This window comes from Oribacterium sp. NK2B42 (assembly GCF_000424445.1).
Lineage (GTDB): Bacteria > Bacillota > Clostridia > Lachnospirales > Lachnospiraceae > Oribacterium.
Genome location: NZ_KE384187.1, coordinates 121,373 through 137,610 on the forward strand (window position 1 = coordinate 121,373; position 16,238 = coordinate 137,610).

12 protein-coding genes are annotated in these 16,238 nt (G+C 46.1%); 9 read left to right on the top strand and 3 right to left on the bottom strand.

Annotated features, from left to right (window positions below; translation table 11 throughout):
- Window positions 1-14 precede the first annotated feature (14 nt).
- Window positions 15-323, bottom strand: a complete 309-nt coding sequence (locus tag G625_RS0115240) for an ArsR/SmtB family transcription factor (protein ID WP_198014918.1) — start codon at window positions 321-323, stop codon at window positions 15-17.
- A 417-nt stretch (window positions 324-740) separates the two neighbouring features.
- On the opposite strand from G625_RS0115240, the gene G625_RS0115245 reads away from it, so the two are divergent.
- The 7 genes from G625_RS0115245 to G625_RS0115275 all read left to right on the top strand — a co-directional run bounded on the left by G625_RS0115245 (window position 741) and on the right by G625_RS0115275 (window position 9,983).
- Window positions 741-2,114, top strand: a complete 1,374-nt coding sequence (locus tag G625_RS0115245) for a sodium-dependent transporter (protein ID WP_029201782.1) — start codon at window positions 741-743, stop codon at window positions 2,112-2,114.
- A 376-nt stretch (window positions 2,115-2,490) separates the two neighbouring features.
- Window positions 2,491-3,753, top strand: a complete 1,263-nt coding sequence (locus G625_RS21595; protein WP_049895941.1) for a GH25 family lysozyme — start codon at window positions 2,491-2,493, stop codon at window positions 3,751-3,753.
- A 151-nt stretch (window positions 3,754-3,904) separates the two neighbouring features.
- Window positions 3,905-5,065 (top strand): N-acetylmuramoyl-L-alanine amidase family protein, encoded by a 1,161-nt coding sequence (locus G625_RS0115255; RefSeq protein ID WP_029201783.1) that lies wholly within the window; start codon window positions 3,905-3,907, stop codon window positions 5,063-5,065.
- A gap of 108 nt (window positions 5,066-5,173) precedes the next feature.
- Complete coding sequence (locus G625_RS0115260) at window positions 5,174-6,094, top strand: nucleotidyltransferase family protein (RefSeq protein WP_029201784.1); 921 nt, start codon at window positions 5,174-5,176, stop codon at window positions 6,092-6,094.
- A 112-nt stretch (window positions 6,095-6,206) separates the two neighbouring features.
- Window positions 6,207-7,484 (top strand): DUF5711 family protein, encoded by a 1,278-nt coding sequence (locus G625_RS20345; RefSeq protein WP_049895942.1) that lies wholly within the window; start codon window positions 6,207-6,209, stop codon window positions 7,482-7,484.
- Between the two features lie 126 nt (window positions 7,485-7,610).
- Window positions 7,611-8,564: an ROK family glucokinase gene (locus tag G625_RS0115270; protein ID WP_029201785.1), complete on the top strand. Its 954-nt coding sequence runs from the start codon at window positions 7,611-7,613 to the stop codon at window positions 8,562-8,564.
- A 9-nt stretch (window positions 8,565-8,573) separates the two neighbouring features.
- Window positions 8,574-9,983, top strand: a complete 1,410-nt coding sequence (locus G625_RS0115275; RefSeq protein ID WP_029201786.1) for a HAMP domain-containing sensor histidine kinase — start codon at window positions 8,574-8,576, stop codon at window positions 9,981-9,983.
- A gap of 44 nt (window positions 9,984-10,027) precedes the next feature.
- Here the strand turns inward: G625_RS0115275 and G625_RS0115280 are convergent, their stop codons facing one another.
- Together G625_RS0115280 and G625_RS0115285 are read right to left on the bottom strand one after the other, a co-directional pair.
- Entirely contained in the window at window positions 10,028-10,777 is a 750-nt protein-coding gene (locus tag G625_RS0115280; protein WP_029201787.1) for a response regulator transcription factor, read from the bottom strand.
- Between the two features lie 106 nt (window positions 10,778-10,883).
- On the bottom strand, window positions 10,884-13,376 hold the full coding sequence (locus G625_RS0115285) for an endonuclease MutS2 (RefSeq protein ID WP_029201788.1): 2,493 nt from the start codon (window positions 13,374-13,376) through the stop codon (window positions 10,884-10,886).
- 164 nt (window positions 13,377-13,540) lie between these two features.
- On the opposite strand from G625_RS0115285, the gene G625_RS0115290 reads away from it, so the two are divergent.
- Together G625_RS0115290 and G625_RS0115295 are read left to right on the top strand one after the other, a co-directional pair.
- The gene (locus G625_RS0115290; RefSeq protein WP_198014919.1) at window positions 13,541-14,839 is read left to right on the top strand and encodes a S1C family serine protease; all 1,299 of its coding nucleotides are present in this window, start codon (window positions 13,541-13,543) and stop codon (window positions 14,837-14,839) included.
- Window positions 14,840-15,029: 190 nt separating this feature from the next.
- Window positions 15,030-15,998, top strand: coding sequence for a 3'-5' exoribonuclease YhaM family protein (locus G625_RS0115295; protein ID WP_029201790.1), 969 nt, complete (start codon window positions 15,030-15,032; stop codon window positions 15,996-15,998).
- The last annotated feature ends 240 nt before the right edge of the window (window positions 15,999-16,238 follow it).

Sequence of the window (16,238 nt, forward strand, 5' to 3'; positions counted from 1 at the left end):
CCCTCCGGCTCTTTTCATACTTCGTTTTTTAAGTATTTCACCAGCTTTTTCAGCGCTTTATCATTACGGCGGAAGTAGCTGTACCTTCCTTCGTATTTTACTTCAAGGAAACCGGCCTTTACTAAAAGGTCAAGGTCATGTGACGTGGTGGATTGGGCCTTGCCGGCTTTTTTCTGAATGTCAGCGACTGAGACCCCTCCTGTAAAGTCAATGTCTTCTAAATTTTGTTCCTTGCGGTCCGGAAAATACTTGTCCGGATTCGAAAGCCATTTCAGAATATTAAGCCGGGTTTCGTTAGCCAGTGCCTTAAGCATTATAAGCAAGTTGTCTCTTTTTTTACCCATAGTTCAATTATATGTTTACATCATTAAAAGTCAAAAAATTTTTTCTCTGATGTGGAATTCGAAAAAGTTATCAACATGATTTATGCACTATTTAAAAAAATTTATACTTATACACAGACTTATCCATATTTTGTGGACAAATTTAATTGATTTCATAAGTATTTCAAGGGGAATAGTGGATATTACTGTGGATTATATTTCTCCCCTCCAGATATAAAAAATAGGAAATTGCAACTGAGGGATTAAATGTCTATATTTTTTAATTGTGTAATTTAAAGTGTAAAAGTGTTGAAGTGTGTTGTCCTGTAGTTGCGTATTGAATCAAAAGATCAGTTTCCCGGGAGTCAATGCTCCCGGGTTCTTTACGTTAAAGGGGACGGGCATGGGAGGTTCAAAATGGAAAAAAAGAAAAGAGGCAGTTTTACCGGTAAGCTTGGATATGTACTTTCGGCGGCCGGTGCATCGGTCGGACTTGGAAATATCTGGAGATTTCCGTATCTGGCAGCAAAATACGGCGGAGGAATCTTTCTTCTGGTTTATATCATTCTGGCGGTGACCTTTGGCTATACCATGATCATGGCGGAAACCGCCCTTGGCAGAATGACGAAAAAATCCCCGGTCGGAGCATTTAACAAATTCGGCCATGGCTGGCAGTTCAGTCTGAGCGGCTGGATCAATGCTGTCATACCGATTCTTATCGTTCCTTATTACAGTGTTATCGGTGGCTGGGTAATCCGCTATCTGGTTGAATATCTAATGCCGGGAGGAACAGTAAAGCTTGCGGAGGATGGTTTTTTCACAGACTTTATCACAAACGGATCGCAGGTTGAGATATGTTTTATTGTCTTCTCTGTTATGACGCTCCTTGTTATCTATTTTGGAGTTGAGAACGGTATAGAGAGAGTTTCGAAGTTCATGATGCCCGTACTTGTGGTGCTTGCAGTCATCATTGCAGGCTATTCAATGACCAGACCCGGTGCCGTAAGCGGTATTCTGTATTTCCTGGTACCTAATCCGGACAATTTCTCCTGGATGACAGTGGTTTCTGCCATGGGACAGATGTTCTATTCACTGTCTATTGCCATGGGTATACTTGTGACCTTCGGTTCTTATATGAAGAAGGATGTTTCCATCGAAGAGGCTACCGAGCAGGTGGAGATATTCGATACAGGCATTGCGATCATGGCAGGTTTAATGATCATTCCTGCAGTATTTTCCTTCTCAGGGGACTCTGCGGCAGAGAATCTTAAAGCCGGTCCATCACTTATGTTCATCACCATGCCGAAGATTTTTTCAAGTATGGGCTTTGGTACACCGATGGGGATTCTTTTCTTTGTACTGGTGCTTTTTGCGGCGCTTACTTCAGCTATCGCCCTTAGTGAGTCAGCGGTTTCAACCTTTGAGGATGAGCTTCACTGGAGCCGCAGAAGAGCAACGGTATTCACAGGTGTCATCATGGTGGTGCTTGGTACTCTTTCGGCCCTTGGTTACGGACCTCTTGCCGCGGTTACGGTTATCGGAATGCAGTTCCTGGATTTCTTTGATTTCCTCACCAACTCTGTAATGATGCCGATCGCTGCTATGTGTACCTGTCTCCTTATCGTGAGAGTTGTTGACGTTGATAAGATCGCTGAGGAGGTAATGCTTAACGGGAAGCGATTCCGCCGTAAGCCGGTATTCGACTTTATGATAAAGTATCTGTGCCCGTTCTTCGTAGTGATAATCCTGTTCTCGTCAGTGGCCAGTGTTTTTGGACTTATAAGCATGTAAGCGTCGTCCCGGAAGGTCGGCCGGAGCCGGTGGGCATCCATCTAAAGCCGAGGCGCTTCGTCGGAAAAATCTAAAATCGGACCCCTAAGAACCACTAGGCCCTCGCCAATGTCAGAGTTTTCTTTATGACAACATCTGACTTGGCGAGGGGGCTAAGGAAAATAGAGCCAAGTGGTTCTAAGGGGTCCGATTTTGATTTTTCTCGACTCAGCTTAACGGCTTTAGATGGATGCCCACCGGCTCCGGCCTTTCTGTATACGGGTAATGGGTTGCTTTCAAAATTCTGTCATTTTTTTAAGCTTCCATCACATCTATTGATATGATTTGAGTCTGCTGTTATCCTAAGTCTACGACAACATATTAGAAAGGTTATTATATGAGATCACTTAGATACAGAAAAACTATAGCGGCGGCGCTTACGGCTGCGATGGTGGCCATGGGAGCTTTTGGAGGAAGCATTAGCGCACTTGCAGAAGGGACAACAGGTGCAGCCGCAATTACGGGGGATACAAGTACCGACTGGTGGCATGGTTTTGTCAATGAAGACGGTTCAACATTTATGTATATTGAGAAGGGTACCGAGGTTTCCAAGTTCCAGAATATGGACGGAGACATTGACTGGCAGGCGGCTAAGGCTGACGGTCTTGACTTTGTTATGATCCGTATCGCTTACGGTACTACTATGGATCCTTATGCCTATGTTAATATTCAGGGCGCTCAGGCTGCCGGTATCAAGGTGGGAGTTTATCTTTGTTCCACAGCACAGAATCTTGAGGATACAAAGGAGGAGACTGAGCTGACGCTTCAGATGCTTCAGGGAATCACTTTGCAGTATCCTGTGGCTTATGACGTAGAGGTAAATAAGATGCTTGAGGGTGGTGCCACAGCCGATGATATGACGGCTATGATCAACTATTACTGTCAGGCTATGACCCAGTCGGGATTTACTCCGATAGTTTATGCCAACAAGACCTGGCTTACAAAGCATATGAATCTGTCACAGCTTCCTTATGATGTGTGGTATGCATCCTACCCTTCGGATAAGGTTTACAGGCCGGTTCAAGGTGCCGTTACCACTATCTGGCAGTCCAGTGAAAAGGGAACCGTTAATGGTATCAAGGGCTATGTCACAACAGAATTTTCCGTAAAGCCCTATGGCGGATCCAACGGAGCTGCCCATGGCAATATGTATGATACGGCTGCATCCGGAAACATATATGAGACAGCTGCAGCTGAGGGAATCACCGGTACAGCCCAAGGTCTTCAGATTCCGGCTGTAACAGAAACCACCGCTGATGGTGCTCCTGTCTCTGCCACGGTGCCGACAGCAGGTGTTTCGGCTTCGGTTTCTTCCGATGGCACAACAACAGCTTCCGGAACTGCTGCGGCATTTTCCGGTACCGAGATAACCACCAACGGACCTTTGAGAGGCACCGAATCAGTTGAGAATACTGTTATCGGATCCACTGAAACTCCGGTTACCACCGGAAATACTGTTATCGGATCCACCGAAAACCCGGTTACAACCGGAAACACCGTTACCGGCTCTGCCGGAAATACTGTTATCGGCACCACCGGAAATTCCGGTACGGGTGAAAATGCTGTGACGCAGATTGTTGAAGCTGCAGAAACCGCATAAGGCTAGAATTAAGAAGCTCTATGGATTTAAGAAATCCGTAGGGCTTTTTCTTGTTTTTGACATTATGACTGCGGTTATGTGGTCGATATAAATTGAAGAATAGAAAAAATATGTTAAAATATAAGATGCTTTTCGAAAGGAGCGAACATAGATGAAGCTACGTAGTATTTTTTTGACCACAACGGCTTTTGTTACTGCATTTGCATTATCATCACTGGCAGCGGAGATCAGTACTGTGCGACTGAGTCTGGAACCGGATAATGAAAGCTCCATGGGGGCCGGTGAGCTGTCAAGCGGTGGGGAACCGGGAACCTATGACAGCACATACTTTATTTATGATTACAGTATGTCCGGAACCAGGGATAAACCGAAAACCGCCTATACCTATACCATTGATGTCCATCCTTCGGAGGGGAATACCTTTTCTGACGGCTGTGCTGTGGAAGTAAGTGCTGCTACCTCTGTGAGTATCCTTTCGAGAACAAACCAGAGCATACGTGTCAAGGCGACAACCTTCCCGTTCTATGTATTGAAAAATCCGAAAAATATCCAGCAGAGCGGGAACAATATAACCTGGGACAAGGTGGATTACGCCGACAAGTATTCTGTCTATATTTACTGGTCAGACAGTAATGGAGACGACCATGAAACCCATACAACGGTTAACAATAACAAGCATAAGGTGAGTATTTCAAGCTATGAAACCGGCGATCGTTCCCTTCAGTATATTTCGGTTCAGGCACAGGCCAGCGGGGATGGGGGAAAATTTGTCGCGAATTCGCAATACGTGAGAAGTGACGATGGCGGAATAGATGATGACAAGAGCGATGCGTATTATAATTTTAATATCCCCATTGCAAGGTCCAATTCCCTGGTCACCTCATCTTCTACCGCAACTGTGAAAAACAGTGCGGAGAAAGTATTCGGACCCGGATTCAATCTTCAGAACAAACCCGGAACAGTCAACTCCCCGGAGGGAACCTGGATGAAGTATCAGAATGACTGGTACTATCTCAAGGACGGACAGTTCCTTACAGGATGGATATGCCCGGATGGAGTCAACAGATACCTTCTCGGATCCAACGGTGCGATGCTGTCGGGACTTCAGAGAGCGAACGGCAAGTGGTATCTTCTGAATACCGACCAGTCGTCTGCCACTTACGGAGCAATGCTCCATGGCTGGTGGAAGATAAATGATAAGTGGTATTATTTCAATGAGCAGGTGGGCGATGACTATGGTGCAATGCTTACAGACACCACTACACCTGATGGTCTTCATGTGGGTTCCGACGGAGCCTGGCTTGGATTCTAAAAGCATCCGGAAATATGTATTCCGGAAACAACATTATAAAAACTCGAAAAGCTTTCCGGAAAAATACCGGTCAGCATTTCCTGAATAAAACGTAAGTGAGGATAGATAATGAAGAAAACAGCACTTGTAATTATGGCGGCAGGACTTGGTTCACGTTTTGGCGGAGGTATCAAACAGCTGGCAAAGCTGGGACCAAGCGGAGAGATAATCATGGATTATTCGATTCATGATGCTATTGAAGCAGGATTTGACAAGATAGTTTTCATTATAAGAAAAGATATCGAGAAGGATTTCAGGGAGATAATCGGAAATCGTATCGAAAAGGTGGCAAAATGTGAGTACGCTTTTCAGGAGATAGACAAGCTCCCTGAGGGATATTCGGTTCCTGAGGGTCGTACAAAGCCCTGGGGAACAGCCCATGCCCTTATCCAGGTTCGTGATCTCATCGATTGCCCGTTTGCGGTTATCAATGCCGATGATTTTTATGGTAAGGAAGGCTTTAAGCTCATCCATGATTATCTTGTAAATCAGATGGATGAGGATGCTTCTGCATTTGATATCTGTATGGCAGGCTACATCGTTGGAAATACTCTTTCAGACAACGGAACTGTTAACCGTGGTGTCTGCAGAATGGGTGAAAATGATTATCTCAAGGAGATCAATGAAACCTATGATATCGAGAAGCGTGCTGACGGAAGCCTCGTAGGAAGTGATGCAAACGGAAATGAAGTAAGAGTTGACGGTGATGCCATTGTGTCCATGAATATGTTCGGCCTTCCGGAGAAGTTCCTGGATACTCTCATTGAAAATTTCCCTGCATGGCTTGATAAGAATGGTAAGGAGATGAAGTCAGAGTATCTGCTTCCTCAGGAGATAAGCGGTCTTATGCAGGAAGGAAAGGCAACAGTAAGAGTCCTTAAGGACCGCGACAAGTGGTTTGGCGTTACTTATGCAGAGGATAAGGAAGCGGTTCAGAAATCCCTTAAGGAGCTTGTGGACAAGGGAGTTTATCCTGCCAGTCTTTTCTGAGGAGACAGAATGATCGGTGTTTCTGTCAGAAGGAAACATTGATCCCATGAGGTCGCCCAAAATATAGTGCCTGAAGAGGCACTAAAAAAAGTGAAACGGAACATAGGTTTTAATGGCTGATTCATATAGAGAAAACAGAAAAAATGAGCTCAGGAGGAGAGTCGTTGATACAGAGACTCTCCGTGAGCGTGAACATAGGAAACACGAAGAGCGACAGGGCAAAAGGCCCCGTCGTTTCTTGGTGTTTTTGCTTATTATGATAACTGTCATGGTGATAGCTGCCGGAGGGTTTTATCTTGCTCACCGGCAATTCAGTGATTACAGTGTGAACTGGACAGTGGAATTTACGGCTCAGGAAGGCGCCATTGATTCGGATTATGAGGAATACTACATTTATGCAGATGGTTTACTGAAGGTGACACGTGACGGAGCTTCCTACATCAATTCGGCAGGAAAGACCATTTGGAATCAGGCTTATGAAATGAGCCATCCCTATGCCACTGTCAACGGAGAGTACTGTGCTATCGGAGACCAGGGTAAGACGGCTATCTTTATCATGAATTCTTCCGGTACTACAGGACAGGCAGAGACTACTCTTCCCATAAGCAAACTTTCGGTTTCCGGAACCGGAGTTGTATATGCACTTATGGAGGATTCGGCATCAAGTCACATAGCTGTATTTACAAGAGAGGGTGCAGCCCTTGACATCAGCATTAAATCCATCCTTTCGGGAGATGGGTATCCTGTAGATATCAGTGTCTCACCGGATGGTACAGAGCTTATAGTCTCCTTCGTTGCTCTTGAAGGCGGAACAATTCAGAATAAGATTATTTTCTACAACCTTGATGAGATAGGACAAAATGCCGGAAATAATCGTGTTGTAGGTGGTTTTACAGAAGATTTTGCGGGACATCTCACAGGAAGAGTTCATTTCTCTGACAATACCTATGCCCAGGCATTTTATGACGGCGGTATAGCGTTTTTCAGCACAAAGGTGCTTACAAGTCCTGAGCTTATCAATAACGTTGTCATATCTGAGGCCATGCGTGCCATAGCCTATTCCAAAGACTACGTCGGCGTTGTGACATTGAACTCCGATGACAGTGTTCAGGAGGCTTACAGGCTGACGGTTTACAGGACAAACGGGCAGACAGTATTCAGTACAGCTTTTTCCTTCAATATGTCAGGATTTGATATAGACGGAGATAAAGTATTTTTATACAATGACAAGAGTTTGAGAATTTACGATATGAGTGGAAATATCAAGTTCGATGAGGATCTGGATATTCCGGTTTCGAAGGCCAGAGGAACCGCTAAACTCACAACCCCGCTTGGAATGGATGTTCTTGTGGGAAGCACCAGTCTGGTGGAATCCGTCAAACTTAAGTAAGCAGACAATCCGGCTAAAACAAAGAATGTCGGATAAAGATAAAGAAGTCTGAACAGAGCCGATCGGATCTGCATGAAGTGTCAGATATTAAGGCTCAGGAAAAGGGTTAAAAGAGGAGGGTATGCTATGAATCAGTATGTTGTTGGTGTAGATGTCGGAGGTACCACAGTAAAATGCGGTATTTTTGCTATCAATGGTGTTCTTATCGATAATTGGGAAGTACCAACAAGAAAAGAAGAGGAAGGCAAGTATATTCTTCCGGATGTGGCGGATTCCATAAAGGCTCATATGGCTGAGAAAAAGCTGGAGCTTGATGATATCGAAGGCATCGGCATCGGAGTTCCGGGTCCTGTACAGCCTGACGGTTACGTTCATGTATGTGTGAACCTTGGCTGGCATGGACACTGGCCCGCAAAGGAAATGAGAGAGCTTATGGGCGGAAACATCAGATGTGCGGCAGGAAATGATGCCAATGTTGCGGCCCTTGGCGAAATGTGGCAGGGCGGTGGAAAAGGTCACAGCAATCTGCTTATGGTGACGCTGGGAACCGGTGTCGGCGGAGGTCTCATCATTGACGGACACATCATCCCGGGTGTTCACGGAGCAGGAGCTGAAATAGGACATATACATGTCAGAGACGGTGAGCCGGAGAGCTGCAACTGCGGCGGTCACGGATGCCTTGAGCAGGTTGCCAGTGCCACAGGAATAGTTCGTGAGGCAAAGCGTACTCTTGCGGTTTCAGAAGAGCCTTCTTCCATGAGAGATTTCGGAGATGCTCTCACAGCAAAGGATGTTTGCGACTGTGCCAAGGCCGGGGATGCGCTCGCAGTTAAGAGCCTCGGAACAAGTCTTAGGTATCTTGCTCTTGTTATGGCACATGTATCTATGATATCCGATCCCGAGCTTTTCGTTATAGGCGGAGGAGTTTCAAAGGCAGGTCAGTATCTTGTGGATGTGACCAGAAAGTATTATGAAGAATTTACACCGCTCTTAAACAAAAAGGCAGATATCACTCTGGCAACCCTTGGAAATGATGCGGGAATTTACGGAAGTGCAAGACTTGTGCTTGGTAATGAATAATACGAAACATTGAAGAAATCATTATTTTTGAAATTTATAGCGGCATATATCATATTTGGTGTGCTGGGCTTCTCTGTTGTGGCCATTCTGTCCTCCAGGCTGACATACAGGTATCTGGTTCAGGAGAGGGCCAACAGCCTTTACAGTGAGGCAACCCTTATCGCCACAACGTACTCTGAAACAAAGGATACAAGTCTCAGTGAGGCGGTGGTTACCGAACAGATGAATGCAGTTTCCACCTTCCTGGACGCAGACATCTGGATCGTGGATCGTAGCGGAGTGATCCTAAGTGATGCAGGTAAGGAGGGATACAAGGGACAGCAGATAGAGGCCTTTGATACTACCCGTACCGGTACCAGGTATGAGGTCGGAACCTATCATGACATGTTTCAGTCGGAAGTGCTTACGGTCATGGCACCCGTGACCAGGGACTATGTGACCAATGGCTATGTAATCATTCACAATTCCGTAGACAATATCCTTTCATCACAGTATGAGATATTGAATATTGTTTACATAACAGCACTCATCATATTTATATTGTCTCTGTTCATCCTGGTGGTGTTCTATGTCATTGTATACAAACCCCTCAACAAGATAACCGTCGGAGCCACTAAGTATGCAGCCGGAGACTACAGCTATAAGATAGAAACAAAGTCCGGAGACGAAATGGGATATCTTGCAGAGACCCTTAATTTCATGTCGGATGAGATTTCAAAGGCAGATGACTATCAGAGACAGTTCATTGCCAATGTAAGTCATGATTTCAGATCTCCCCTGACCTCCATAAAAGGATATCTTGAGGCCATACTTGACGGAACAGTTCCAAAGGAGCTTGAGGAAAAGTATCTAAAGAGACTTATCTCCGAGACAGAGAGACTCACAAAGCTTACCCAGTCAATGCTCAATCTCGGTACTCTTGATAAAAAGGGCTTTCTCAGCAGGACAAACTTTGACATTAACAGAGTCATAAGAGATGTCTGTGCCAGCTTTGAAATGACCTGCCAGCAAAAAGAAATAGTCTTTGAACTTACCTTTGCGGAAAAGAAAGAAATGGTCTATGGTGATTACCCGAAGATACAGCAGGTACTCTACAACCTTATAGATAATGCTTTGAAGTTCAGTAATCCGAAGTCCTCCATCAAGATCACTACCGGATCAAGAGCAAGCAAAGTATTTATCTCAGTAAAGGATACCGGTATCGGTATTCCTAAAAAAGACGTACAGAAAATCTGGGACAGATTCTACAAAGCAGACCAGTCCCGAGGCAAGGACAAACACGGCACCGGCCTCGGCCTCAGCATAGTGAAATCAATCATCAACGCCCATGGCGAAAATATTGATTGCATTTCAACAGAGGGTGTAGGTACAGAGTTTGTTTTTACTTTACCCGTCGCGTATTATCCGGAGCAGGAATAAGCCCACCCCTTGCATTTTCTGTCCCATTTCATAACTATCCGGTTTCAACCAACTCTGAACTTATACCCGATGCCCCAAACTGTCGAAATCTCCCACTCGGTGTTGCCGGAGATCTTTTCGCGAAGCCTCTTGATGTGAACATCCACGGTGCGGCTGTCTCCTGCGAACTCGTAGCCCCAGATATGATCAAGAAGCTGTTCGCGGGTGAAAACCTGATTCGGAGATGAAGCCAGGAAGAACAGGAGCTCCAGCTCCTTTGGCGGCATCTCGATGGCGTGGCCTTTGAAGAACACGGAATAGTTTGTTTTATTGATGATGAGATCCGTATACTCGATGTAGTTACCGCTTCGAAGAGCTTCTTCGCCTTCGCTTACGGCATGGCTTCGTACAGAATCCGTTGAAGCCGTTGTCTGCTCCTGCTTGTGCTGGTATCTTCTGAGAACAGCCTTAACACGAGCCACAAGCTCTTTGGATTCGAAAGGCTTTATCATGTAATCGTCGGCTCCAAGCTCAAGACCAAGTACCTTGTCAAAGGTTTCGCCCTTTGCGGAAAGCATGATCACCGGAACCTGACTTGCGGTGCGAAGTCTTCTGCACACTTCATAACCGTCGATGCCCGGAAGCATGAGGTCGAGAATCACAAGATTCGGTTTGTATTCAGGAAAAAGCCTGAGAGCTTCCTCGCCGTCTTCGGCACACATGGTGTCGAACATTTCCTTTTCTAGATATAAGGAGATGAGCTCCGATATATTAGAGTCATCATCTACAATCATAATTCTTTGTTTTTCAGCCATTTTCCCTCCCCTGAGTCAGACCTGATAAGATTTTTTCCTTACTATTTTGTGACAGCTTTCATGAAACGGCAATTATTTGCTCTTAAGAGCATAACCAGAGACCGGCTCACTTTTTAAAAACTACAATGGTAACACCATCCTGGCCTTCGCCGAACTCTCCCAGACGGAAAGACTCAACGTACTTCAGCTTTTTAAGCTGCTGGTGAACTGCCTTCCTGAGGGCGCCGGTTCCTCTCCCGTGGACCACACGGGCCTGCGGAATATGAGAAAGGTAGGCGTCGTCCAGATATTTCTGGAGTTCGGGAATGGCTTCGGCTGTGGTCATGCCGATGAGATTGATCTCGGGAGATATGCCCATGGTCTTCTGCATGCGGATATCACCGCCGGAGGTGCTGCCTTTCTTTTTTCTGCCCATATTTTCAAGTCCGGGACCTGTTACCTTGCCGGAGTCCACAAGTTCTATATCCCTTACGGATACCTTGGTGCGAATGATTCCGGCGGTTACATAAAGCTCTCCTTTATGATCCGGAAGCGTGGATACTGTAGCATTGATATCCATTGATGCAACATGAACGGTATCGCCGATGCGAAGACTCTTGGCGGAAACTGGCTTTGACGGCCCCTTGATCTTCTGGGATACTGACATGCTTGCCTGGGTATCCTTCAGCTTTTTGTTCAGGGCTGAACGTGTCTTCTCGGCTTCAAGAGTGGCGGCTCCGTTCTGCTCCTGACGTCTCAGTTCTTTAACTATGCTGTCTGCGGTTTCCTTTGCGTCCTGGAGTATCTGAGAGGCTTCCTCGCGGGCCTTCTGGAGTATCTTGTCACGACCCTTTTCGACGCCCTTGGAGTTCTCTCTTGCACGTCTCTTGTATTCCTCGATCTCTGCTTTATAGCGTTCGATCTCCTGTTTTTCACGTTCTATGGTTACGCGGCTTTCTTCAAGACTCGCGATAACATCTTCAAACTTAACATCCTCCTTCTCGAGGCGGCTCTTTGCATCATCGATGATGTAACCCGGAAGGCCCAGCTTCTGTGATATGGCGAAGGCATTGGACTTGCCCGGGATACCTATGAGCAGTCGATAGGTGGGGCTTAATGTTGTCACATCAAACTCGCAGGAAGCATTTTCAACACCGGGAGTTGAGAGGGCATAAACCTTTATTTCTGCATAATGAGTGGTGGCAACAGTCCTGGTCTTCATGTTGTGAAGGAAATTAAGTATTGCCATGGCAAGGGCGGCACCTTCCGTGGGGTCGGTTCCGGCACCAAGCTCGTCGAAGAGACAAAGGCTGTGACTGTCTGCCTTTTCAAGTATCTTAACCGTGTTTGTCATGTGCGCAGAGAAGGTGGACAGGCTCTGTTCGATAGACTGTTCGTCACCGATATCTGCGAAAATTTCCTCGAAAACAGAAAGCTCGGAGCCCTCGGAGGCCGGAATGAAAAGTCCGGACTGTCCCATGAGCTGGAAAAGACCAATGGTCTTAAGGCAAACGGTTTTACCGCCGGTATTTGGACCCGTGATGACCAGCATGTCGAAATCCTTACCGAGATAAACGGTAGTGGGAACCACCTTCTTTGGATCGATAAGCGGATGCCGTCCGTTAAGGATGGAAATGTAGTACTTATTGTTAAGCTTCGGCATGGTGGCATGCATGGACTCTGCAAATTTTGCCTTTGCAAATACAAAATCCAGATGTGCCAGAATTGCGATATCGTTCCTTATGGTTTCTGTATGAGGCATGAGGGATCCGGATAATGCTTCCAGAACCTTCTCAATCTCTTTCTTTTCTTCTGCCTCCAGTTCCTTTATGTCATTGTTAAGCTTCACGATGCTCATGGGCTCTATGAATAATGTTGACCCCGTTGAGCTCTGGTCGTGAACCATGCCCTGAAAGCTTGATTTATATTCTGCCTTTACCGGAAGACAGTAACGTCCGTCGCGCATGGTAATGACTGCGTCCTGAAGCATTGATCTCGAGCTGTTGAGAATGCTGTTGAGAGAAGTGTGGATGCGCTCCTCGAAAACGTGCTTCTTTTTACGCACGGAAAAAAGACCGGCACTGGCATCGTCAGCAACGGTGTCCTCGGAAAGGATACATCTGGTTATCTCTTTATTCACCTGAGACAGGGGTTCAATGTCTCTGAAGTAGCCGGATAAACTATCGTCAGCTACAGTGTCCTTCAGCTTCTCCGGATCCTGCTGATTTTTCGTGTAGTGAGCATTAAGCCGGACAGCTCTCGGTACAGGCTTCTTTTCCTCCGGTGCCTTCTCGGAGTCTCTTGCATAGGCTTTTGCACGACCCGCGGCAGTGAGCACTCCGCTTATCTGAAGGAGCTCCGGTATGGAAAGAGATGCAGCTATATCGAGTCGCTTGAGACTGTCATTTACATCCCTGACTCCCGAGAAGGAGATATTGCCATGAAGCCCCAGACGAAGCAGGGCGGCATCTGTTTCCAGAAGGTTCTGCTCAATCTCGTTAATGTCTACAGAGGGTAAAAGCTCCTTAACCAGCTGCTTACCCATGGGAGAGTTTGCATATCCCTCCAGGCGTTCTTTTATTTTATTAAATTCCAATGTATTTAAAGCTTTATCATTCATAAAATTCAGTATATCAAATGAGAAAGGCTTTTGCCACTTGCTAAACGCGGAATTCTATCGGGGACGGTTCTGACCGGAATTCCGTTTTCACTTTCTTGCGTGTATAAGACAGGTTGTATATAATAGGTGCTATGGGAGAAAACGACTTTATAAAAGAGAATATCGTGGGACGGAAAGAGGGCTGGAAAAAGACCACCAGACACTATATCAGGGTCGCTTTTTCGGCACTTTTATTTGGTGTACTCAGTGCAGGAACCTTTGCGGCTACGAGACCTTTGTTTTCCGACTTTTTCCATAATGAAGAGCAGGAAACCGTGAAATTCGAGACGGAACCGGTAACGGAGGAGACAGAATCGGAAACCGAAACTGAGCCGGAAACCCAGACTGAGACTACAGAAGAGGTTACGGAACCGCCTGAGACAGAAACCACCGCAGAGACGGTACCTATAGAAGAAGTAGTAAGGGACGAGGTTCGTAAATACGAGTACAATATCGAAGATTACAAGCGCCTGAACAACACTTTAAAACAGGTGGCCCTCAGCGCTGACTATGCTCTTACTGAGGTCAGAAGCCGTGTTACGGATACGGATCTTTTCGGAGAGCATGTAAAATCCGGCAGCAGTGCCTCCGGTGTGATCATTGCCAGAACCTCGGGAGAGATTCTCATACTGACAACGGACTCGGTTCTTAAGGATGCCGGTGATATAGAGGTTGTATTCTACGGCGGCAGAACCTACAGCGCTTCGGTCAAGGCTGTTGATGAAACGGATGGAATAGCGGTAGTCACAGTTCCGTTATCAACCATCACCTTCAGGGACAGTCAGGTTATCAAAAACATCGATATCGGTGATTCGTCAATGCTTCAGAGAGGAGATATGATCCTTGCGGTGGGAGCTCCTGCCGGAACCTATGGATCATCCACCGTGGGGTCGGTAGCTTCGGTTTCCTACGATGAGATCCAGGTAGACGGCTATTTTAAGGATATGATCGCAGATGTAGACATTGACCCGAAGTATGGAAGCTTTGTTATAAATACAGCCGGAGAGCTGGTGGGATGGTTCGGTTCGAATGAAGGCGATGCAGAGGGCTATCACCGGATAAAGGGTATTTCGGATTATCTTGACGAGATTGAAACCATCTCCAATGGTACCAGATATCCGTTCCTGGGTATCAGGGCTCAGGAGCTCACATCGGATATTACCGATGCAATTCCTGAGGCGGATTTTCCGAAGAAGGGGCTGTATATCCAGTCCTGCATCAAGAATTCCCCTTCCTATAATGCCGGCATTCAGAATGGGGATGTCCTTGTGAAGATCAATGATGAAGAGATCGGCAGCATGGCTGACTATGAGACTGCATTAAGAAAACTCACAGGGGAAGAGCAGGCTGTGATCACCATCATGAGACAAAACGGGTCCGGATACCAGGAGGCTGATTTCAGGGTGACCGTTGCGGGAAGATAAAAAACATGGTAGTATGAGCACCGTGCCAACGCCGGGGGCAGATGTAATACCCGCGGGTAAGAGAATAAGTTTCCTGTGCGGTAGCGGCTCTTAAACAAAATGATCAACCAAACTAATTAGAAAGACAGAATCTATGGAAATAAACGAATTTTTTAAAGAAATGAATGGGGATTCCGCAGGAGCGGCGGGAATGAGATTTATCGAAAATTTTTATGACGGAGCAAGGGTTTCGGATGTATATCTCGTAAAGACAAAGAATGCTGCTCTTACAAAAAACGGTAAAGAGTATCTCAATGTAATACTTCAGGACAGAACAGGTCAGGTGGATGCCAAGGTCTGGGAGCCCAATTCTCCGGGAATCAGCGATTTTGATGTGCTGGATTATGTTTATGTAGAGGGTAATGTTACTGTTTACAACGGCAGCAACCAGTTAAGCATTCAGAGACTGAGAGTTGCAAAGGAAGGCTCCTATGATCCGAAGAATTACCTTCCGGTGTCATCAAGACCTGCAGAGGAGATGGAAGCATCCCTCAGTCAGTTAATAAAATCTGTTAAGAATCCGTATCTCAGCAGACTGTTAAATATCATATTTATGGAGGATGCGGATTTTCATAAGAAATTCATGCTTCACAGTGCGGCGAAGTCGGTACATCATGGTTACGTGGGAGGCCTTGCGGAGCATACATTATCAGTGGCAGGCATATGCGATGATTTTGCCAGACGCTATCCCGATCTTCACAGGGATCTGTTAGTTACTGCGGCTCTCTGCCATGATATCGGCAAGGTAAGGGAGCTTACAGCATTTCCGAGAAATGATTACAGTGATGAGGGTCAGCTTATCGGGCATATCGTTATCGGATACCAGAGGATAACGGAGGTTGCAGGCAGCATCGAAGGATTCCCTCCAACTCTTGCTGCGGAGCTTGGGCACTGTATCCTCGCTCATCACGGGGAGCTTGAGTTTGGTTCACCAAAGAAGCCGGCACTTATGGAGGCCATGGCTCTGTCCTTTGCGGACAATGTTGATGCCAAGCTTGAGACCATGAGAGAGGCTCTTGACGCTGCGGATAAGAACGGAAAGTCAACAGAAGGAGACGGATGGATAGGATTTAACCGTCTTATCGATTCAAATATGAGAAGAACAAGCAGCGAGTCCTGAAAAAGGGCTCGTTTTTTTGTACTCCTGACGGTGCACGTTTCTGACTGGTTCAGGTCCTGAATCCATCGGGGAATGTTCTCGCCGGCGAGAACATTCCCCGATGGATTCTGTAAGAATTCTATTCTATTTTTGTAATATTTATTTTCATGTAATTTCTTAATATATGTATCTTTTCATGCCGATGTTACCTGTAGGTTTATTGAGGGCACATGTCTGCCCGTAATTTGAGTGGTTCGGAAA

Excerpts from the sequence above, each read along its gene's own strand:
- G625_RS0115245 (WP_029201782.1), top strand. The coding sequence starts at position 741 with ATGGAAAAAAAGAAAAGAGGCAGTTTTACCGGTAAGCTTGGATATGTA.
- G625_RS21595 (WP_049895941.1), top strand. The coding sequence starts at position 2,491 with ATGAGATCACTTAGATACAGAAAAACTATAGCGGCGGCGCTTACGGCT.
- G625_RS0115255 (WP_029201783.1), top strand. The coding sequence starts at position 3,905 with ATGAAGCTACGTAGTATTTTTTTGACCACAACGGCTTTTGTTACTGCA.
- G625_RS0115260 (WP_029201784.1), top strand. The coding sequence starts at position 5,174 with ATGAAGAAAACAGCACTTGTAATTATGGCGGCAGGACTTGGTTCACGT.
- G625_RS20345 (WP_049895942.1), top strand. The coding sequence starts at position 6,207 with ATGGCTGATTCATATAGAGAAAACAGAAAAAATGAGCTCAGGAGGAGA.
- G625_RS0115270 (WP_029201785.1), top strand. The coding sequence starts at position 7,611 with ATGAATCAGTATGTTGTTGGTGTAGATGTCGGAGGTACCACAGTAAAA.
- G625_RS0115280 (WP_029201787.1), bottom strand. The coding sequence starts at position 10,777 with ATGGCTGAAAAACAAAGAATTATGATTGTAGATGATGACTCTAATATA.
- G625_RS0115285 (WP_029201788.1), bottom strand. The coding sequence starts at position 13,376 with ATGAATGATAAAGCTTTAAATACATTGGAATTTAATAAAATAAAAGAA.
- G625_RS0115295 (WP_029201790.1), top strand. The coding sequence starts at position 15,030 with ATGAGATTTATCGAAAATTTTTATGACGGAGCAAGGGTTTCGGATGTA.